Genomic DNA, 22,480 nt, shown 5'->3' with positions numbered 1-22,480 from the left:
AAATTTAGATTTAAGGATGAGAATTGAAAATACATTTATAAAAGATTTAGTAATTATAGAGCCAACAGTTTTTGGAGATGAGAGAGGTTATTTTTTTGAATCTTACAGTAAAACTAAATTTGAAGATTTGGGAATTAGTATTGAATTTGTTCAAGACAATCAGTCATTTTCGAAAAAAGGAACTTTAAGAGGGTTGCATTATCAAAATCCTCCCTTTGCTCAAACAAAACTAGTTCGTGTATTAGAAGGAGAAATTATAGATGTTGCAGTAGATTTGAGAAAAGATTCTCCTACTTATGGAAAATCATTCAGTATTCTATTGTCATCTGAAAATAAAAAACAGTTATTGGTTCCACAAGGATTTGCGCACGGTTTTTCAGTTATTAGTGAAACGGCTTCAGTTATGTACAAGTGCGATTATTTTTATAACAAGGCTTCTGAGGGTGGAATTAAATTTGATGATCCGTCTTTAAATATTGATTGGGGAATGGACTTAAAAAATGCAATTGTTTCTGAAAAAGACCAAGTGCTTCCTTTTATTGAAAATTGTAATAGCTTATTTTAATGAAAAAAATTCTAGTAACAGGTGCAACAGGACAATTAGGATCTGAACTCTCGGTTTTATCCTCTTCTTATCCTCAGTATGACTGGATATTTGCAGATAGAACGCAAGTAACATTAGATAATTTAGAATTGCTTGAATCTCAAATAAAAGAAATTAATCCTAATATTATATTTAATTGTGGTGCTTATACAGCAGTTGATAAAGCTGAATCAGAAAAAGATTTAGTTTTTACAGTAAACCATTTAGCAGTAGAGTTAATTGCAAAATATGCAAAAGAAAATAATGCTAAATTAATTCATGTTTCAACAGATTATGTTTTTGATGGATCTTCATCAATTGCTTTAGATGAAGATGCAGAAACAAATCCAATAAATTTTTATGGAGAAAGTAAATTAGCCGGAGAAATTGCATGTTTAAAAGAAAACCCTGAATCGATTGTTATAAGAACATCTTGGGTATATAGCAAGTTTGGGAATAATTTTGTAAAAACGATGCAACGATTAATGCAGGAAAGAGATGAAATTAATGTTGTAAATGACCAGATAGGTTCCCCAACTTATGCTGCCGATCTTGCAAAAGTAATGATAGACATCATCGAATCCTCAAAATGGAAAAGTGGGATTTATAATTATTCAAACGAAGGCGAAATTAGTTGGTATGAATTTGCATTAAGCATTAAGGAGTTTGGAAATTATTATTGTAAAGTTGGAGGAATTCCTTCATCAGCATATCCGACGCCTGCAAAAAGGCCAAGTTATTCGTTGTTGAGTAAAGGGAAGATAAAAAAAACTTATAATGTAGATGTTCCTCATTATAAAGAAAGTTTAAAAAAAATGTTTGCTTAAATTAAAAATGATTTGAAGATTTGTATGATAGGATTTCAAATTAAAAAAAATCTAAAATCTAAAATCTAAAATTTAAATATATGAAAGGAATTATATTAGCTGGAGGTTCTGGCACAAGATTGCATCCATTGACATTAGCTGTAAGTAAGCAATTAATGCCAGTTTACGACAAGCCTATGATTTATTATCCGTTATCAACTTTAATGATGGCTGGAATCAATGAAATTTTAATTATATCTACTCCACATGATTTGCCACATTTTAAGAAATTGTTAGGAGATGGAAGTACTATTGGCTGTAAATTTAGTTATGCTGAGCAACCAGATCCAAATGGATTGGCTCAAGCTTTTGTAATAGGTGAAGAATTTATTGGAAATGATAAAGTAGCATTAGTACTTGGGGATAATATTTTCTTTGGTACAAACATGCAACAATTACTAAAGGACAACGCTGATCCTGAAGGTGGAGTTGTTTTTGCTTATCATGTTTCGGATCCTGAAAGATATGGAGTGGTTGAATTTGATGAAAATAAAAACGCGATTTCAATTGAAGAGAAACCTCTAGAACCAAAATCTAATTATGCTGTTCCGGGTTTATATTTCTACGATAATTCAGTTGTAGAGATTGCTAAAAATATAAAACCAAGTGCCCGTGGTGAATATGAAATTACAGACGTAAATAAAGAGTATCTTGAAAAAGGAAAATTGAAAGTAGGTATCTTAAGTAGAGGAACAGCTTGGTTGGATACAGGAACATTTAATAGTTTAATGCAAGCTGGACAGTTTGTTCAGGTTTTAGAAGAAAGACAAGGCTTAAAAGTTGGATGCATTGAAGAAATTGCTTGGAGACAAGGTTTTATTGATGATGCTCAACTTGAACAAATAGCCCAACCATTACTTAAATCAGGATACGGAACATATTTGTTGGAATTTCTAAAACAAAAGAAAAAAGGTGTTAAAGTTTAATTTGTACCTTTAAGTAATTATTTAAAACCTTTAATTTGTATTTTTGTATAAAGTTCAAATTTTACTGACTTAAAAAATGCTAAATTGAATACAGAAAAACCAAATAACATAACCTCTTTGTTGTATAAAACCTTTTCGCCAAGAAATCTTAGGGCAAATATCAATAATTTGAGTTATCTGCCTAGGTGGATTATCATTGCTATTGATGTAATGGTTCTGTTTTTTTCTTTTTCATTTACTTATTTGCTTTTTGACGGAACTGCAATAGGATACATCATAACGTCCCATGATTTTTATTTTGTAGCAAGTTTAATAATAGTTAATATATTTTTCTTCTGGCTTTTTAGAACCTATTCAGGAATTATCAGGCACTCTTCTTATATAGATGCAATAAAACTGCTTTTTTCACAAATGTCAGTTTTGGTTTTCTTTCTATTTATAAATTTAATTTTTGAATTGTATACAGGTCATAAAGCTTTTTTAAATACTGCGCTTTTTATCAATTTAGTTTTATCATTTTGTGGACTGTTTCTATATCGTGTAGTTGTGAAGCAGACATTTGAAATGTATTTTTCTGAAAAAGCGACGACGAAACTTGTTAGAACAGTAATTTATGGCACTGATGCAAATGCAATTTCTGTTGCAAATGCTTTAAAATTTGAAACACCTTCGCGATTTAAAATTGTTGGATTTGTAGATAAGAATAATCAGAATGCATCTAAGCGTATGCTGGATCTTCCGATTTTAATATTAAGAAAAAAACTTCCGGCTTTAATGCGATCTGTTGCAGCGGAAGGAGTGATTATTGCTGATAAAAGCTTGACAAAAGATGAACAGCTTATTATTGTAGATCAATGTTTAGAGTTTAACTATAGAGTATATACGGTTCCTTTGATTTCAGATTGGGAAAATCAAAAAGAGATTTCTCAAAAAGTAAAGAATATTCAGATTGAAGATCTATTAGAAAGAAAACCTATAGTTCTAGATAGTAAATCAATTTCTAAACAATTAAAAGATAAAACAATTTTAATTACTGGAGCTGCTGGTTCAATTGGAAGCGAGATTGTAAGACAGGTCTTGAATTTTGGCCCAAAAAATGTTATAGTTCTAGATCATGCTGAGACACCATTGCATAATTTGTGTTTAGAAACTCAAACGATGAGTTTTAGCACTAAGATTGTAGCTGTAATTGCAGATGTTAGAAGTAAAAAAGCATTAGAAAAAGTCTTTAAAAATTACAATCCACATGTTGTTTTCCATGCTGCAGCATATAAACATGTGCCTTTGATGGAAGAAAATCCTGCTCAGGCAATTCAAACCAACATTAAAGGAACCAAAAACCTAGCTGATTTAGCGTGTAAATATCAGGTAAAGAAATTTGTAATGGTTTCTACAGATAAAGCTGTTAATCCAAGTAATGTAATGGGGGCCAGTAAACGTATTGCTGAGAAATATGTTCAATCCTTATTCTTGAAAAACCAACAAGAAAATGTTGAGGGGGGGACAAAATTCATTACAACTCGTTTTGGAAATGTTTTAGGTTCAAATGGTTCTGTTGTGCCATTGTTTACCAAGCAAATTGCCGAGGGTGGACCGGTAACTATTACACATCAAGATATTATTCGTTATTTCATGACAATTCCGGAGGCTTGCCAACTTGTATTAGAGGCAGGAGCTATGGGGAATGGTGGTGAAATCTATATTTTTGACATGGGTAAACCAGTTAGAATTATTGATTTAGCCAGAAAAATGATTAAGTTGGCTGGTTTTATACCAGATAAAGAAATTAAAATTAAAATTGTTGGTTTAAGACCAGGCGAAAAGCTTTACGAAGAATTGTTAAACGATACCTCTAAAACTCTTCCAACATATCATAATAAGATTATGATTGCTCAAGAAATTCAAGACGAATATGAAACTCTTCATAATGATGTTGATGAATTAATCGGTATCGCTGATTTTTATGAAAATGATGATATCGTTGCCAAGATGAAAAAAATTGTTCCAGAATTTAAAAGTATGAATTCTACTTTTGAAGTTTTAGATAAATAAGAATAAATAAAATATTAATTCAGATAATCAAAAGGTGTTTTTTTAAAACACCTTTTGACATTTTTAAACAAATTCTAAAATGTTAAAAATCTTGTTAATTTTAAGGTAAGATTTTTTAGTTCTTTTAAATGGATTCTAAAAACACAAATGACTGGCTGTTTGAAATAACACCCAAGAATAAATTTTTCTCTCTGAATTTTAAAGAAATTTGGCAGTATAGAGATTTATTGATGCTTTTTGTAAAAAGAGATATAATTACAGTTTATAAGCAAACGGTTTTGGGGCCACTTTGGTATCTGATTCAACCTTTGTTTACATCGATAACATTTACTATTATATTTAATAATGTTGCTGGAATTAAGACTGGGACAATTCCACCATTTTTATTTAATTTGGCAGGAATCATGGTTTGGAATTATTTTACAGCTTGTTTAAATGGAACTTCAGATACATTTAAATCTAACGCAGCTATATTTGGTAAAGTATATTTTCCAAGAATCATTACTCCACTATCTATAGTGATTTCAAACTTGATTAAATTTGCAATTCAATTTTGCATATTTATTGTTTTTTACATTTTCTTTTTTTGGCAGGGAGCAGATTTAAGCTTAAACGCATCATTAATATTTTTTCCAGTCTTAATAGTATTTATGGGAATTTTGGGACTGGGTTTAGGAATGATGATTTCTTCGATGGTTACGAAATATAGAGATCTAAACAATTTGGTCGGATTTGGAGTCCAATTATTAATGTATGTTTCGGCGGTAATGTACCCAATGGAATTAATAAAAGAGAAACTTCCGAAATTTGGTTGGCTAGTGCAATATAATCCTTTAGCTTACGTAATAGAAACTTCTCGTTATATGCTTTTAAATATTGGTAGTATTTCAATTTTAGGTCTATTATATACAGCAGTAGTTACATTGGTTGTTTTCTTTGTTGGATTATTGGTTTTTAATAGAACAGAGAAAAGCTTTATAGATACTGTATAGATGAAAGATATAATATTAAAAGCCGAAAATATTTCAAAACAATATCGTTTAGGAGAAGTTGGCACAGGAACTTTAAGTCACGATTTAAATAGATGGTGGCATATAATTAGAGGAAAAGAAGATCCATATTTAAAGATTGGGGACACAAATGATCGTTCAAAAAAAGGAACTTCAGATTATGTTTGGGCCTTGCAAGACATTAATTTTGAAGTTGAAAGAGGTGAAGTTTTAGGTATTATCGGGAAAAATGGTGCAGGAAAATCTACACTTTTAAAAATACTTTCGAAAGTAACAGCTCCTACAACCGGAAGTATAAAATCTCGAGGCCGTATTGCTTCATTATTAGAGGTAGGGACAGGCTTTAATGGAGAAATGACTGGACGAGAAAATATATTTCTAAACGGGGCCATTTTAGGAATGACCAAAAAAGAAATTACATCAAAACTAGATGAAATTATTGAATTTTCGGGATGCGAACGTTATATAGACACTCCTGTAAAAAGATATAGCTCTGGAATGACAGTTCGCTTGGCATTTGCTGTTGCCGCTTTTCTTGAACCAGAAATTTTAGTTATTGATGAAGTTCTTGCTGTTGGTGATGCTGAATTTCAGAAAAAGGCTATTGGTAAAATGCAAGATATTTCTAAAGGTGAGGGAAGAACAGTTCTTTTTGTAAGCCATAATATGGCGGCGGTGAAAAGTTTATGTACAAAAGGAATTGTTTTGGAGCATGGAAAAGTTGTTTTTGAAGGAAGCATTGATAATTGCATGCAAAAGTATCTTGAAAATGAGAATTCAACTGCCCATCGTATTTGGGAGAAATCAAACGGCAATATTCCTAAAGGCGATTTTATAGAATTAATCGAGGTAAAAGTTCTGAATAAAGAAGAAGAAATTAAAGTGAACCATAATATTTTTGAAGATATAACTATTGAGTTTACTTATGAAATTTTGAAAGAAGGAAAGTTATTTACTCACGGATTTAATTTATTCAATGCAGAAAATATTCACATATTAAGTTCACACGATAAAGAGTCAGAGACATTAATTATGCCACATTCAAAAGGAATACATAAAAAATCAGTTGTTATTCCTGGTAATCTTTTGGCAGAAGGAAATTATTCTTGCAGTTTCGCAATAATGAAATATAATCCATTTTTGGTTGAGTTACATGAGATGAATATTGTTGGGTTTAATGTAATTGACGAATTTGGCGACAAGACAGTAAGAGGTAATTATTCAGGACATTATCCAGGATTGGTAAGACCTGAATTAATTTGGACAAGTTAAAAGAAAAAAAGTAATGACTAAAAAAAAATCTACTGGAGAAAGGTTAGAGTTTTATCAATTTTCGAATGTTACCGTTGAGCACCTCCATAGATATGCTATTGCGGAAGAGTTTGTAACCAACAAAGTTGTCTTGGATATTGCCTCAGGAGAAGGATATGGATCTCACATTTTATCTAAAAAAGCTCTTGAAGTTTTTGGTGTTGATATTGATGTAGAATCAGTCAATGAAGCAAGTAAAAAATATCGTAAAAACAATTTGAAATTTATAGTTGGAAGTGCAGATAAAATTCCGATTGAATCTAATTCTATTGATGTTGTTGTTAGTTTTGAAACCATAGAACATCATGATAAACATCATGAAATGTTACAGGAGATAAAAAGGGTTTTAAAAAAAGATGGTATTTTACTAATGTCTTCCCCTGATAAAAAATATTATTCAGATTTAACAGGACAAAATAACCCTTTTCATGTAAAAGAATTATACTTTCACGAATTTAAAGTTTTAATAGACAGTTATTTTAATTTCACGAACTATTTTTTTCAAAATTCATTTAATCTAAATTCTTATATATGGAAATCCGATTTGTTTTCGTCAAATAAGGTTTATTCTGGAAGCGAATTAAATATAGTATCAGAATTAAATTTTCCCGTTTATAATATAGTAATCGGTTCTGATATAGATTATCCAGAAATGCAAAATTCATTTTTTAATGGTTGCGAGATAAATGGTAGGATTTATGATGATTTTATTAAAAAAGTGAAGTCATCCAATACCTTTAAAGTTGGAAAAGTTATTGTTTATCCGTTGTTTGTTACAAAGAAAATTATAAAAAGATTGTTTCTTTAAATGTCAAATTGTCCTCTAGTTTCTGTAATCGTTCCAAATTACAATCATGAAAATTATTTAAAACAACGTTTAGATTCTATTTTTAATCAAACGTATCAAAATTTTGAAGTAATTTTATTAGACGATTGTAGTACCGATGAGAGTCGTGAAATATTATCTAAAGCATCAAAAAATCCGAGAGTTTCTCACATAGTTTTTAATGATAAAAACACTAAAAATACATTTGATCAGTGGAGAAAAGGAATTTCATTAGCAAATGGTGAGTATATTTGGATTGCCGAATCTGATGATTTTTGTGACTCCCGCTTTATAGAAATTCTTATTAAGCCACTATTGGAAAATTTAGAGATTGTTTTGTCTTATTGTCAATCTCAGAGGGTAAATCAAAATGGAGAAATTACAGGCAATTGGATTACTCATACCGATTATTTCCAAACTGATATTTTTTCTCAAGATTTTGTAATTGAAGGTAATCATTTTATTGAAAATTTTTTGATTTTCAGAAATGTTATTCCAAATGCTAGTGCAGTAATATTTAAGAACAGTATAGATTTAGATAAATATCTACAAACAGAGAACAGGTTTAGATACTGCGGCGATTGGATTTTCTATTTTAAAATAATATTAAACAATAAAGTAGCATTTATAAATGAAAGTCTAAATTCTTTTAGACATCATGATAAAAGTGTTATAGCGACAGCTGGGAAAGTGGAATCAAGAATTGGCATCATAGACATTGAAATTGATATGAGGGCAGAATTAATGAGGCTTTTAAAGCAAAAGAAAATATATAATTGTTTGAAAATTATTTCAAATAATAAAGCCATAATAAAATCTTTAAAGTGCAAAAAAGGAATTTTATTAATACAAAAAAATCACAAGCTGAAAGGATTCCTTGTAATCATAAGTGTATTTGACGAATTCCTCAGAAGATATAAAATTGGAAAAAAAATAATACTGAAATTAAAAAAAATCATTTCATGATTTCGATAATTATTTGTTCGAGAACAAAATCAATACCAGATAGTTTACTGGATAATTTAAAGAAGACTATTGGTATAGAATATGAATTGATTATAATTGATAATTCTGAACATAAGTATTCTATTTTCGAAGCATACAATATTGGTATAGCTAAAAGCAAGAAAAATATAATTTGTTTTTTACATGACGATATTCATTTTGTTACTAGAGATTGGGGAGGTATATTAATCGAAATTTTTAATAAAAATCCAAATATTGGACTAATAGGTGTTGCTGGGGCCAAGAGTAAAACAAAAATGCCGTCGGCCTGGTGGAATTGCCCAGAAGAAGATAAATGCATGAATATTTTGCAATATTTTAAAAACGGAAAAAAAGAGCATTGGTGTAAGGGTTTTGAATATAGTGATTTAGAAGATGTTGTTGCCATAGATGGAGTTTTTATGGCTGCTAAAAAAGAGAACACAATTTCGTTCAATAGGGAGTTAAAAGGTTTTCATAATTATGATTTAAATTTTTCATTTGAATATTTAAAAAATGGTTATAGGGTAGTTGTAACAAAAAATATTCTATTAGAGCATTTTTCTATTGGAAATTTAAATGAAGATTGGTACACATCTACTTTACAAATTCATAAATTCTATCGTGATTTTTTGCCTTTAAATAAATCTAGTTTTGTTTCTTTGAAAAATTATGAGTTTAGTAATGGAACCAATTTTATTGAAAAACTTTTGAAATATAAAAAAAAAAGAGAGGGGTTTAATTTGTGGAAAAAAGTATTTCTTATTAATCCAATTAGCAAATTCCATTTTACCTTTTTTAGATCCTTTTTTAAATGATATTTCGTTACAATTATTCCAATATCATAAAATAATATTTTTTGAAAAGATATTTATAATTACAGAAAAAAATAAATTGATAAAAGACTTAAGTTTTACATAGGAAATGATGCCATTCAATACCTATTGATAACTAGAAAAAAATAACAGTAAGGTTGATTTTTATTTAATTGTATTTATGGTGATCCTTACTCTAAACTCATTAATATACCAATTCATTGCGGTTTTTTTGATAAAAGTATTTTTAAAGATTTCAAATTTTCAGCAGAACTAGGAGCAAAAGAAGATTGGGTTATGTGGTTGAAAATTTTCAAAAATAATCCAGACGTTATTTTTTTAGATCTCCCTTTGGCATATTACAGATACCACGAAAAAAATATGACCAAAGATTTTGTACATATGAAAAGTAATTTCTTTTATTCTTTTCCAATTCTAAAAGCATTATTGACAGAAAATGATTTTGAGAAATTTTTAATTTTTTTAATTGAGAAATATTATCAGCAGTCAAGGGAAAGAGGAATTGAAGTAAAGAAATATAAAAATTCTGGGTCATATAGATTAGGAAATAAGGTTAGAAAAATTCTAATCAATTTACATTTGCTTTCATTTGGAAATTGGATACTTAAAAAGGTTAAAAAGTGATAGCTATAGTAATACCGTATTATAAACTTGAGTTTTTTGAGAAGACTTTAGAATCTTTAAAAAAACAAATTGATAAAAGATTTAAGGTTTACATAGGAAATGATTCAAGTCCAGAAAATCCAATTTTTTTATTAGAAAAATATAAAAGCGACTTTAGTTTTAAATATCATCATTTTGAGCAGAATTTAGGTGGAATTTCATTGGTAAAACAATGGGAGAGATGTTTAAATTTAGTAGAAGATGAAGATTGGATCATGATCCTCGGAGATGACGATGTTCTTGATGAAAATGTAGTGGCATCTTTTTATAGAAATTTAGGAGATATAAACAAGAACGAAATAAATGTAGTTCGTTTTGCGACGACAGTTATAAATGAAAAAGAAGAGACTATTTCTCCAAAATATGAGCATCCAGTTTTAGAATCAGCACAGGACTTTTTGACCAGAAAATTTTCAAAAAGAACAAGGAGCTCGTTAAGTGAATATGTTTTTAAAAGAAATAGAATAGAAAGTATAAAATTTAAGGATTTGCCTTTGGCTTGGCATTCGGATGATTTGGCGGTTTTAGAATTCTCTATTCCAAATTTTATTTATTCAATTAATGAAGCTCAATTATTAATTAGAGTTTCAAATTTAAGTATAACAGGTGATGCTAGTTCTAACAATCAAAAGAACTGGGCAACTTTCGAATTTTGCGAAATTTTGTTCAAGGATCATACTTTACTTTTTACAAAACTTCAAAAGAAAATAATTTTAAAAAAACTGGAAGTTGCTTTTTTAAATATTCCGTCTTTTAATGCATATCAAAAAATAACAAGCTATTATTTTGAACAAATCGGGTTTTGGTCTGCAATAAACTTTCAGTTGCTTTTAATAAAATATCGTATAATTTTGATCTTGCGAAAACTTAAGATTTTTAATGGCATTTATGCGATATATGCCAAATTACTAAATAAATGAAAAACTTTTTTTTAGTTATTCCAACAAGAGACAGACTATCCTATTTGTCTAATTTACTTATTGACTTAAATGCATTCGAAAAACATATTTCTCAAGTTGTCATTGTAGATCAAAGTCAACAGGATATCGAGGCAGATGTAAATAAATTACCGCTGAATTATAAATTTACTTTTGTAAAGAACGCACGAGAAAATTCAGTAAATCATTCCAGAAATCAGGCTTTAAAGTTTTATGAAGAAGAGGAATGGTTATTTTTTCTAGATGATGATTTAAGAATTTCAAGTGTTGCATTTGAGCAAATTGTTGAAACATTAAAACCTAATATTATTGATGTTCTAATACCTGGAATTCAATTTGAGGGAATGGAAACTACAGAATTTAAATATCATACAATTTTAGATACAATCTCTAAACCTAGTAATTTTTCAAAGCCTCGATTTAGACTTCAAGTCTGTTCAGGTTTAAATGTTGCAAAAAGAGAAATTTTTAAGGAAGCAGGTTTTTTATTTGATGAAAATTTTACAATTTGGGGAGATGATTGGGATTATGGAATGCGCTTACTGCAAGCGGGGGCAAATATTTATTTTCAGCCTAAAATTTTAGTTGAACATTTGTCAGCTTCAGTTGGAGGGCAAAGAGATAAATGGACATTGTTAAATACGAAATTAGAAAAAGAGACATTATATTTTTATTTTTTAAAAAAACATTTTTCCAAAACTGTAGTCAAACAACAATTTTTTGTAAAGTTTATTCAGGCTATTAAACTTCTTTTTTTAGCTGGAGAATTATCAACCATTAGAATTTTACTGAAAGCTCATAAGGCGGCATCAAAAATGCCGATTTTGTGATCAGATTGATGCTGTAACATAACTAAACTTTGCAATAAAAAGATTTAAGAGTGGTAATATCCCTGAAATTTTGGATTATTGTTAAGGTGGAAACTCGTTAAGAAATCTAATTTATAGGAAAGTTTTATAACGATATAAAATCATTTTAGAAGGTAATCAAACGGATCATGACAAACATTTATATTTGATGAAAAACGAGAGTGATGAAATGAATAGAATGATTGAAAAGCAAAGAAAAAACTTAATTTAACTTTATGGACACTTTTTTGAAAACAGCTGATAAAAAAAATGAATCAAATTTGCCATTTATTATTGCCGAAATTGGTCAGGCACATGATGGTAGTCTTGGGGTTTTGTATTCATATATTGATGCTCTAGCCCAAACTGGTGTCGATGCTGTGAAATTTCAAATGCATATTGCCGAAGCTGAAAGCAGTATACATGAACCCTTTCGTGTAAAGTTTTCGTTGGAGGACAAAACAAGATTTGATTACTGGAAACGAATGGGATTTTCTTTAGAGCAATGGAAAGCTATAAAAAAGTATTGTGATGAGGTAGGTTTAAGATTTATTTGCTCTCCGTTTAGCAATTTGGCAGTTGATTGGCTAGAAGAATTAGGAGTAGAACAATATAAAATAGGTTCTGGCGAAGTTAATAATTTTTTAATTTTAGAAAAAATAGCTCGAACTGGAAAGCCAGTGATTTTGTCATCAGGAATGAGTTCATACGAGGAATTAAATAAAACAGTTGAATTTTTAGAAGAAAGAAATGTTGAATTCTCTATTTTGCAATGTACAACAGCATACCCGACACAGCCAGATCAGTATGGTTTAAACGTTATCCAAGAATTAAAAGATCGTTATAATGTTAAAGTAGGGTTTTCTGATCATTCTGCAAAGATCGAAACTTGCATAGCAGCAACAGCTTTAGGTGCTGATATTTTAGAATTTCATGTGGTATTTGATAGACAAATGTTTGGGCCAGATTCAAAATCTTCATTGACCATTTTAGAAACCAAAGAGCTTGTAAAAGCGGTTAGAAATATAAAAACTTCATTATCCAGTCCCGTAGATAAAAATAATAATGAAGCATTTTCTTCACTAAAGCAAATTTTTGAAAAATCATTGGCAATTAATAAAGATTTATCAAAAAATCATGTTCTGACTTTCGATGACTTAGAATCTAAAAAACCAAAAGGTTTTGGAATTGACGCGTTTCGATTTCATGAGATTATTGGAAATACTTTAAACAAAGATTTGAAAAAGTGGGATTTTTTAAATGAGACAGATTTGATATAAATCTAGTTTCGACAGTTTAAAAAGAAAGTTAAAATTAATCTTTTTTCAGCATGTTTTTTTTTGACTACTTTTAGCCCAAGTTTAATATAATTAAAATGCCAAAAAGAAAAATAGCTGTAGTAATAACAGCTCGTCCTTCATATAGTCGAGTAAAGACGGTATTATCAGCCATTCAGGAACATCAAGATTTAGAATTGCAATTAATTATTGCTGCTTCTGCATTATTGGATCGTTATGGTTCAGCTGTAAATTATATTGAAAAAGATGGTTTTCATATTGCAGCAAAGGTTTTTAATGTATTAGAAGGAGAAAATCTAACTGCAGCTGCAAAAACTACTGGAATTGGTATTCTTGAATTATCTACTGTTTTTGATAATTTGAAACCAGATATTGTGGTAACTGTTGCAGATAGGTTCGAGACAATGGCAACCGCTATTGCCGCTTCATATATGAATATTCCTTTGGCGCATATTCAAGGTGGAGAAGTAACTGGTAATATTGATGAAAAGGTTCGTCATGCAATTACAAAGTTGGCAGATTACCATTTTGTTGCCTCAGAAAATGCAAAAGAAAGAGTAATAAAACTAGGGGAAGATTCTAAAATGGTTTTCAATACAGGATGTCCTTCTATCGATTTGGCATTGGAAATATTAGAGACTGAAGAACTTCCTTTTGACCCTTATCAAAAATATGGAGGTGTAGGAACAAAACCAGATTTATCTAAAGGTTATCTGGTTGTAATGCAGCATCCGGTTACAACAGAATATCAAGACTCAAGAAAACATATCGAAGTTACACTGGAAGCAATCTATAAATTAAATAAGCCAACACTTTGGTTTTGGCCAAATGTAGATGCTGGAGCAGATGGAACTTCTACAGGAATACGTGCTTTTAGAGAGCAACATTTATTACCAAATGTTCATTTTTTCAAGAACATGGAAGGCAAAGATTTTCTGCAATTGTTGAAACATAGCGATTGTTTAATTGGGAATTCAAGTGTAGGTATACGTGAATGTGCTTTTCTGGGTGTTCCAGTTGTTAACATTGGTTCCCGTCAGAATAGAAGAGACCGAGGAGGAAATAGCATAGATACAGATTATTCAGAAGAAGAAATTGGTTTGGCAATTAATAAAATGATGAAAAAAGGAAAAGTTGATTCATCTTCTATCTATGGTGATGGAAAAGCTGGAGTAAAAATAGCTAAATTGTTGACAGAAGTTCCTTTACAATTTCATAAAACAATTGTTTATTAATATGAAAGTACTGGCTATAGTTCCTGCCCGTGGTGGTTCCAAAGGAGTACCAGGTAAGAATATTAAAGATTTGGGAGGAAAGCCTTTAATATCGCATGCAATAGAATGTGCTTTAGAGTCTAATTTGGTATCTAAAATTGTTGTATCAACGGATGATGATGATATTGCTGCGGTAGCCAATCGATACAATATAGACGTTTTAAAAAGACCAGATTATTTGGCAGATGATAAGAGCAATGTTGTTGATACTGTTGAGCTTGTCATTGACCAATGTCAGGAAGATTTTGATATTGTCATTCTATTGCAACCAACATCGCCATTGCGTACATATCATGACCTAAATAATATTATCAATCTATTAGCTGAGAAAACCGAAATTGATGGCGTGATTAGTGTCGTGCCAATGAACGATATTAATCCGGCGAGAATGTATAATTTAATGGATGATAATAAATTGATTCCGTTAGATCATAGTGGTGAGACTTCAAGAAGACAGGATATAAAACCTGTATATTATAGAAATGGATGTTTTTATGCTGTAAGGGTTAAAGCTTTTTTAGACCAAAAAACGTTTATGGTCCAAAAAAAAATGGCCTATATAATGAACCCCGACTGGTTGGTGAACATCGATACAACGAGAGATTTTAAATTAGCAACACTTTTATATGACGATTGGCAAAAAGAAGTTATTAATAACTGAATCTAATAATTTTAGTAAAAATGCTTTGACAACTTTGAACGATTTTTTTCAGGTAAAACAGGGAAGAATAGAGAGTCGAGATGAGTTGAAGATAGAAATTGCTGATTCAGATATAATTTTTGTCAGATTAGGATTTGTAATTGATAAAGAAATTATTGAAAAAGCCCCTAATTTAAAATTCATTTTAAGTGCTACAACTGGTCTAGACCATATAGATGTAACTTATTTTGAAAGCATTGGCGGGAAAGTTATTTCACTTAGAAACGAAGTAGATTTTCTTAAAAGTATTCCTTCTACTGCAGAGCATACGTGGGCATTATTGTTAGCATTGCTAAAAAAAATCCCAAGTTCATTTGATCACGTAAAAAAGGGCGAATGGAATAGGAATTTATACATTAATACGAATCTGAAATGTAAAAAAATCGGTATTTTAGGTTTAGGCAGAGTAGGCATGCAAGTAGCAAATTTTGCAAAAACCTTTGATATGGAGGTTGGTTTTTTTGATGTAAAAGATATTGAAAGTCAGTTTAATAAATTCAAAACTTCGCAAGAATTGTTTGCTTGGGCAGACATAATTAGTATACATATTCCTTACACTGAGACAAATAAAAATTTTGTTAATAAAGAATTACTTTCATATTTGAAAAGTAATTCAGTAATTATTAATACTTCGAGAGGTGGCATTTGGGATGAGGAAGAAGTCGCTTTTTTAATTGAAAAAGGCATCATTAGTGGTGTTGCGACAGACGTTTTGAAGAATGAATTAAATTTAAAATCTATTTCATCAAATCCATTAGTGCTTCTGGCAAATCAAGATTTTAATGTGATTATTACTCCTCACGTTGCCGGAGCATCTAAAGAATCTATGGAAATGACAGAAGAATTCATTGTGCAAAAATTTTTAGATCAGATCTAAAAGTAGGATATTATATAATTAATTAAAAAAATAAGAATGTGTGGGATTGCAGGGATTGTAGGAGATTATAAAGAGCATCAACTAGATGCAATGCTTATAAGTCAGCATCATCGCGGTCCAGATACTACGAAAAAATATAATGACGATTGCTTTGCAACCTTAGGGCATAACCGTTTGGCAATTATTGATTTATCTTCACAATCCAATCAGCCATTCATAGATAATTCAGGACGATATGTTTTGGTATTTAATGGAGAAATTTACAACTATATTGAAATTAGAGAGACTCTAAAAAATCAGTATAAATTTAAGACAGATTCTGATACTGAGGTCTTGTTAGCAGCATTCATTATTTATGGGGAATCTTGTTTGGAAAAATTCAACGGGATGTTTGCTTTTGCTATTTGGGATAATCAAGAAAAGAAGCTTTTTGCTGCACGAGATCGATTTGGAGTGAAACCTTTTTATTATAGTGTACTGAATAATTCTTTATTTTTTTCTTCAGAAATAAAAGCACTGCATGCTGCTGAAATCCCCAAAAAACCTAATGAAAAAGTTTGGGCTTCTTATTTTGCTTTTGGCTCTTACGGAATGCCAAATGAAACTTTTTGGGAGGATATCATGCAACTACCAGGAGGCCATTTTTTAAAATATGAAAACCAGAATATAAACATAAAGAAATGGTACTTTTTTGAAGAAGAAGTTGCTAAACAGCAAAAAAAAATAACTTTAAAAGAAGCTAAGGAATATTACATATCTCTTTTAAAGGATAGTATTAATTTACGTTTTAGGTCAGACGTTTCGGTTGGTTTTAATGTGAGTGGTGGATTGGACAGTTCTGTTTTATTAGCTTTGGTTAATCTTCAAGAGAATAATTCCAGAATTAATGCCTATACTTTTTACACAAATAATTCTGATTATGATGAATTACCCTGGGTTGAAAAAATGATTGCAACTACTAATAATCCATTAGCAGAAGTATTGCTTCAGGCAAATGAAATTCCTGCTTTTACAAAAAAAATGGCTTTGCAACAAGACGAACCATTTGGAGGGATCCCAACCTTAGCCTATGCTAAAATTTTCGAAAAAGCTAGAAAAGATGGCGTTTTAGTTCTTTTGGATGGACAAGGAATGGATGAACAATGGGCTGGATATGATTATTATACTCAAAAAAATGATGCCACAATTCAAGGAGTTGAGAATTCGCCATATAAAATAAAAATGCTTTCAGATTCTTTTTTGTCTAAAGCTGAAAAACCTTTATACCCTAAGATTTTCGATGATGAGATTTTAAATAAGCAATATCGAGATTTATTTTATACTAAAATTCCTCGTGCATTACGATTTAACGATCGTGTTTCAATGATGTATTCCACTGAACTGCGAGAACCTTTTTTAGATCATCGGTTGGTTGAATTTGCTTTTTCCTTGCCTTTGGAGTTTAAAATTAAAGATGGAATTGCTAAATATATTTTAAGAGAAATTGCTTCAGAATTTCTTAGCAACGATGTAGCTTTTGCACCTAAAAGACCTTTACAGACCCCACAGCGTGAGTGGTTGGCAGACGATCTAAAAGAATGGGTTAATGGATGTTTAAAGATTATCGAAAATTCCTGTTTTTCTGAGTGGTTTGTAAAAGCTGAATTAGAAAGAGAATTTGATTTTTACTTTAGTGGTAATATTCAATCCAGTTTTCATATTTGGCAATGTATAAGTTTGTGCCAAATGGAATTGTCTGTTCCAATAAGTAATTAAAATTGTAATATGATATCAATAGTTATTAGAAATAAAAACGAGGGTCGAGCCCTTGAAAATACGTTGTCAATTTTAACCAGATTGTATTCAAATGACTTTGAAGAAATAATAATTGTTGATAATAATTCTACAGATAATAGTATTGAAGTTGCAAAAAAATATAATTGCAAAATAGTAACCATCGATAATTTTAGTTATGGGCGAGCAATAAATTTTGGTATTGAAAAAGCCGCTTGTAAGTATATTTTATTATTAAGTTCGCACTCGATTCCTATTGGTAATAATTTCTTTAAGAATACATTGTTAGCATTGGGCAAATCTGATAATATTGCAGGAGTTAGATATATTAATAGTATTGAAAATTACAATAGAGCGATTCAAAATAATTTTAAAATTCAGAATCCTATAAATTGTGGTTTGCTAGCAAGCTGCTGCATTATTAATAAAGAAACATGGAAAGAAAATAAATTTGATGAAACTCTATTAGCGGTAGAAGATAAAGAATGGTCAGTTAGAGTAATGGAGAAAGGTTATGATATTATAGATTTAAATGAAACCTTTTTTTACTTTATTAATAGAGATACCAATGCAAGTTTAAAAAAATATAGAATTGAGACAATCGCTTCATCTCGATTGACAAATAAAAAAGCTCCTTCACTAGCTCGTATATTTGGATCATTTTTAAAAAAAATTATTTTTTTTAATACAATCAATTATTTTAAAACCATTGGATACGCAGTTAAGGTTTTGAGAACTAATTTAGAAATTAGAAAGGGAATAAAAAGTAATGATTAAAACCAACAAGATTTCGGATTTAAAGGATTAAGATTTATTGTGATGGGAATTCATGATTTTTTGATGGTAGACAAGCGGTCTATAAAATTCTTGATGATTATGACTTTTCTTATTTCAACAAAGGTGAATTGACAATTTGCAGCAATCAAAAAGTATTAAAAAGAGTTAATAAAATAAATTTTTAAGAATATAATGTCTAAGAATAAAATATTTATATTACTACCAGATGGAATTGGTTTGCGTAATTTCGCTTATTCAGGTTTTTATAATCATGCAAGTGAGCAAGGACTTGATGTGGTTTTCTGGAATAATACTCCCTTTCCTGTAGCGGATTTGGGATTTAATGAAATACCAATGAAAAATGCCAAAATAAGTCCTTGGACAGACATCTATAAAAATGTAAAGATTCAAACTGAAATAAAATTAAATATTAAGAAAACGAAAGACAATGTGTATAATTCGTATCGTTTTCCTTTTTCTTATTCTACTATTAAAAAGACGGCAAAAAGCCTATTGGTTCAAAGTTTGAGCCTTTTTTATTTTTCAGATAATGGATTGCTCAAAATTCGAAAAAAGATGAATAAGGCAGAAAGAAAAACTGCCTATTATCAAGATTGTATTGAAACACTCAAAAAAGAAAAACCCGAGTTTGTTTTCTGTACTAATCAGCGTCCTGTTCTAGCAATTGCCCCAATTTTAGCAGCTCAGGATTTAGGAATTCCAACCGCAACATTTATTTTCTCTTGGGATAATTTACCTAAGGCTACTATGGTAATAGAAACTGATTATTATTTTGTATGGAGTGATTTTATGAAAAAAGAATTACTTTTTTATTATCCAAATATTAAAGAAGCACAGGTTTTTGTTACTGGAACTCCACAATTTGAATCTCATTTTGATAAAAGTAAAATACTTTCAAAAGAAGTATTTTTTGAACAGTATGGCTTAGATATAAATAAAAAATACATCTGTTATTCAGGTGACGATGTGACTACATGTCCAGATGATCCAAAATATTTGGAGGATGTTGCCATTGCGGTAAGAGAGTTGAATAAAAAAGGAGATTCGTTAGGAATTATTTTCCGTCGTTGTCCTGTCGATTTTTCTGGCCGTTTTGACAAAGTGATTGACGATTATAAAGATGTTATTAAAGCGATTAATCCACTTTGGGAAAAGATTAAAGAAGAATGGAATACAATATTGCCAACTCAGGAAGATGTTCATTTGCAAATGAATACAATTGCACATACAGAGTTAGTGGTTAATCTAGGCTCTTCAATGATTTTTGATTATGCGTCTTTTAAAAAACCATGTGTATATCTTAATTATGATGTGGCAAATAAGATAGATAAGAATTGGTCTGTTAGTAAGATTTACAATTTTGTTCATTTTCGTTCGATGCCAAATAAAAAGACCGTTATTTGGTTGAACAATGCAAAGGAAATAGAAGATAAAATTAAGTTAGGATTGCAGGAATCTTTTGAAACAGTTGAAAACGCGAAAAATTGGTTTGAAATTATTAATCAACATCCGCCAGAAGATTCTTCGAAAAGAATATGCAAGACAATTCAAACCATTCTTGCGAATTAGGTCTATTCTATTATAAAATTAAATTAATCTAATGTTTTTTAACTCTTTGGCTTTTGCCGTATTTCTACCAATCGTTTTTTTCTTGTATTGGTTTGTCTTCAATAAAACTAAAAGCACTCAAAATGCTTTATTAATTGTTGCCAGTTATTATTTTTATTCTTGCTGGGATTGGCGATTTCTATTTTTATTGGTTTTTTCTACATTTTTAGATTATTTCACTGGAATACAAATTGAAAAAAGTAATTCAGATAAAAGACGAAAATTCTGGTTCTGGCTTAGCATTTTAGTGAATCTAGGATTTTTAGGCATTTTTAAATACTATAATTTCTTTGCAACTTCATTTGCAGAAATGTTTTCTTCTTTTGGCTTTAAGGTAAGTCCAATGTTATTGAATGTTATTCTTCCTGTTGGAATTTCATTTTACACTTTTCACGGCTTGTCTTATGTGATTGATATTTATTATAAAAGAATTAAAGCAGAATACAATTTTATAGATTATTCCTTATTTGTGAGTTACTTTCCACTTTTAGTTGCTGGACCAATTGAAAGGGCAACACATTTATTGCCAGAGTTAAAAGAAAAACGTGAATTTAATATTGAAAAAGCAAAAGAAGGAGTCTATCAAATCGTTTGGGGATTGGTAAAAAAAGTAGTGATTGCAGATACTTGTGCCGTTTATGCAAATGCAATTTTTGACCATTATCACTCAATGAACTCTCTTTCACTGATTTTAGGAGCAGTTTATTTCGCATTTCAGATTTATGGCGATTTTTCGGGATATTCAGATATTGCGCTTGGGGTTTCCAAATTATTTGGTCTAGATTTGTTGAGAAACTTCAACTATCCGTATTTTTCAAGAGACATAGCAGAGTTTTGGCGTCGCTGGCATATCTCGTTGTCATCTTGGTTTAGAGATTATTTATACATTCCGTTAGGAGGAAGTAAAGGAGGACTCATGATGAAAATTAGAAATACTTTCATCATTTTTATTGTAAGTGGTTTTTGGCATGGTGCCAATTGGACCTACATTGTTTGGGGATTTATAAATGCCGTTTATTTTCTTCCTTTATTATTGTCCAATAGTAATAGGAATAACATGGATTCTATTATTTTAAAATGGAATTGGGATTCTGTTAGGGTGCTATTTAGTATTTTAACAACGTTTTTATTGACTTGCGTAGCTTGGGTATTTTTCAGAGCGCGTACAATCACGGATGCTGTTTTATATTTAAAAAGAATATTTACCAGCGGAGAATTTAATTCGCAGTATTTAGATAACGAAAGATATAATTATGAACTGTTATTGATGATTGGTTTATTTGTATTGGTTGAATGGAATAACAAAACCAAAGTTGAACCAATTTCAGGAAAAAGAAGCATGCTAAAAATGGCACTGGCTATTATGGCTATTATTGCTTTTGGGACTTATTCAGACTACAAAGAATTTATTTATTTCCAATTTTAATGAAGAAGTTTTTATTATACATCTTAGGGATTTTTCTTTTAACAGTTTTGATAGCAGTTATTCTAGATGGTTTGTATACTTACGTTTTTATGCAGTCTAGAAACCGTGGAAAAATCGAGACGGTTTTTAATTCTACGGCAAAAAAGTATGACGTAGTTATTTTAGGTTCTTCTAGAGCTAACAATCATTTTGTATCGCAAATGTTTGAGGATAAAGGATTAAAAACGTTTAATTACGGAATGAGTGGCGGTCATTTGTTTGAAGCTTCATTAATGCTGAAATTAATGATTGAAAGAAAATACGAAATAAAAAATTTAATTCTTGAAGCTGATTTGAATTTAGCTAATGATCATCAAGCGGAAGGAATTGCAGCGCTGTTTTTACCTTACATTCATAATTCAGAAATTATTAGGAAACACTACAAAAATGAAAGTAATTTTTATGAATTATACTATATTCCTTTTTATAGATATGTGAAATTTGATAGCAAGATAGGGTTCAGAGAAATGTTTTTTACAGCAATTCAGAGGAAAACAAACAGTCTAGAAAATTTAGGATACCACCCATTAGAAAAACACAAAAATGGCAATATGAAAAATAACATTGTCAATTTAAATCCGTTGCCACATAATAAATACTACGAAGAGATTAAAGATATATGCAAAAAGAATAATATCAATTTTATTTCTGTAATGACTCCTATGTGTGAGAATGTTGTAGGCATGAATTATTTTGATAAAGTAAAAAAAGCATATCCGGAAATTTACAATTATGAAAATGTAGTAGTAGAAAATAAATACTTCTCTTCTTGCGGGCATATGACAAATGATGGTGCGAGATTATTTACGGCAAGAATTATTAAAGATTTTTTTAATAAGTAAAT

Annotated in this window: 20 protein-coding genes; all 20 read left to right on the top strand. The window is 30.0% G+C overall.

The features are described from left to right. The first annotated feature begins 16 nt into the window (after positions 1–16). The 20 genes from rfbC (at position 17) to OZP10_RS05705 (ending at position 22,478) form a co-directional block, all read left to right on the top strand. Positions 17–565 carry a dTDP-4-dehydrorhamnose 3,5-epimerase gene (gene rfbC / locus OZP10_RS05800; protein ID WP_281633887.1) on the top strand — a complete coding sequence of 183 codons (549 nt, stop codon included), beginning with the start codon at positions 17–19 and terminating at the stop codon, positions 563–565. Further along, the gene (gene rfbD, locus OZP10_RS05795) at positions 565–1,410 is read left to right on the top strand and encodes a dTDP-4-dehydrorhamnose reductase (RefSeq protein WP_281633886.1); all 846 of its coding nucleotides are present in this window, start codon (positions 565–567) and stop codon (positions 1,408–1,410) included. The genes rfbC and rfbD overlap by 1 nt, the downstream gene beginning before the upstream one ends. A gap of 80 nt (positions 1,411–1,490) precedes the next feature. Then, on the top strand, positions 1,491–2,375 hold the full coding sequence (gene rfbA / locus OZP10_RS05790; RefSeq protein ID WP_281633885.1) for a glucose-1-phosphate thymidylyltransferase RfbA: 885 nt from the start codon (positions 1,491–1,493) through the stop codon (positions 2,373–2,375). Between the two features lie 84 nt (positions 2,376–2,459). Then, complete coding sequence (locus OZP10_RS05785; RefSeq protein WP_281633884.1) at positions 2,460–4,427, top strand: polysaccharide biosynthesis protein; 1,968 nt, start codon at positions 2,460–2,462, stop codon at positions 4,425–4,427. A gap of 128 nt (positions 4,428–4,555) precedes the next feature. Beyond that, positions 4,556–5,419 (top strand): ABC transporter permease, encoded by an 864-nt coding sequence (locus OZP10_RS05780; protein WP_281633883.1) that lies wholly within the window; start codon positions 4,556–4,558, stop codon positions 5,417–5,419. Then, the gene (locus OZP10_RS05775; RefSeq protein ID WP_281633882.1) at positions 5,420–6,709 is read left to right on the top strand and encodes an ABC transporter ATP-binding protein; all 1,290 of its coding nucleotides are present in this window, start codon (positions 5,420–5,422) and stop codon (positions 6,707–6,709) included. It begins immediately after the preceding gene. Between the two features lie 13 nt (positions 6,710–6,722). Then, entirely contained in the window at positions 6,723–7,556 is an 834-nt protein-coding gene (locus OZP10_RS05770; RefSeq protein WP_281633881.1) for a class I SAM-dependent methyltransferase, read from the top strand. Continuing rightward, on the top strand, positions 7,557–8,540 hold the full coding sequence (locus OZP10_RS05765) for a glycosyltransferase family 2 protein (RefSeq protein WP_281633880.1): 984 nt from the start codon (positions 7,557–7,559) through the stop codon (positions 8,538–8,540). Further along, positions 8,537–9,376: a glycosyltransferase gene (locus tag OZP10_RS05760; protein ID WP_281633879.1), complete on the top strand. Its 840-nt coding sequence runs from the start codon at positions 8,537–8,539 to the stop codon at positions 9,374–9,376. The genes OZP10_RS05765 and OZP10_RS05760 overlap by 4 nt, the downstream gene beginning before the upstream one ends. 638 nt (positions 9,377–10,014) lie before the next feature. After that, a complete protein-coding gene (locus OZP10_RS05755; RefSeq protein WP_281633878.1) occupies positions 10,015–10,977 on the top strand; it encodes a glycosyltransferase family 2 protein in 963 nt (320 codons plus the stop codon). Next, entirely contained in the window at positions 10,974–11,825 is an 852-nt protein-coding gene (locus OZP10_RS05750) for a glycosyltransferase family 2 protein (RefSeq protein WP_281633877.1), read from the top strand. Before OZP10_RS05755 ends, OZP10_RS05750 begins: the two co-directional genes overlap by 4 nt. Positions 11,826–12,079: 254 nt before the next feature. Then, a complete protein-coding gene (locus OZP10_RS05745; RefSeq protein WP_281633876.1) occupies positions 12,080–13,123 on the top strand; it encodes an N-acetylneuraminate synthase family protein in 1,044 nt (347 codons plus the stop codon). Between the two features lie 95 nt (positions 13,124–13,218). Next, positions 13,219–14,376, top strand: a complete 1,158-nt coding sequence (gene neuC / locus OZP10_RS05740) for a UDP-N-acetylglucosamine 2-epimerase (protein WP_281633875.1) — start codon at positions 13,219–13,221, stop codon at positions 14,374–14,376. A gap of 1 nt (position 14,377) precedes the next feature. Next, entirely contained in the window at positions 14,378–15,076 is a 699-nt protein-coding gene (locus OZP10_RS05735; protein WP_281633874.1) for an acylneuraminate cytidylyltransferase family protein, read from the top strand. Further along, positions 15,042–15,992, top strand: coding sequence for an NAD(P)-dependent oxidoreductase (locus OZP10_RS05730; protein WP_281633873.1), 951 nt, complete (start codon positions 15,042–15,044; stop codon positions 15,990–15,992). Before OZP10_RS05735 ends, OZP10_RS05730 begins: the two co-directional genes overlap by 35 nt. 36 nt (positions 15,993–16,028) lie before the next feature. Then, complete coding sequence (gene asnB, locus OZP10_RS05725; RefSeq protein ID WP_281633872.1) at positions 16,029–17,747, top strand: asparagine synthase (glutamine-hydrolyzing); 1,719 nt, start codon at positions 16,029–16,031, stop codon at positions 17,745–17,747. A gap of 9 nt (positions 17,748–17,756) precedes the next feature. Beyond that, positions 17,757–18,542: a glycosyltransferase family 2 protein gene (locus OZP10_RS05720; RefSeq protein ID WP_281633871.1), complete on the top strand. Its 786-nt coding sequence runs from the start codon at positions 17,757–17,759 to the stop codon at positions 18,540–18,542. A 192-nt stretch (positions 18,543–18,734) separates the two neighbouring features. Further along, positions 18,735–20,132, top strand: coding sequence for a UDP-glycosyltransferase (locus tag OZP10_RS05715; protein ID WP_281633870.1), 1,398 nt, complete (start codon positions 18,735–18,737; stop codon positions 20,130–20,132). Positions 20,133–20,163: 31 nt separating this feature from the next. Further along, on the top strand, positions 20,164–21,597 hold the full coding sequence (locus tag OZP10_RS05710) for an MBOAT family O-acyltransferase (protein ID WP_281633869.1): 1,434 nt from the start codon (positions 20,164–20,166) through the stop codon (positions 21,595–21,597). Next, on the top strand, positions 21,597–22,478 hold the full coding sequence (locus tag OZP10_RS05705; protein ID WP_281633868.1) for a hypothetical protein: 882 nt from the start codon (positions 21,597–21,599) through the stop codon (positions 22,476–22,478). The genes OZP10_RS05710 and OZP10_RS05705 overlap by 1 nt, the downstream gene beginning before the upstream one ends. Positions 22,479–22,480: the final 2 nt, after the last annotated feature.

It is taken from the genome of Flavobacterium luteolum (genome assembly GCF_027111275.1).
GTDB classification, from domain to species: domain Bacteria; phylum Bacteroidota; class Bacteroidia; order Flavobacteriales; family Flavobacteriaceae; genus Flavobacterium; species Flavobacterium luteolum.
Note: the sequence above shows the minus strand (reverse complement) of the source record. Positions and strands in the feature narration are given on the sequence as shown.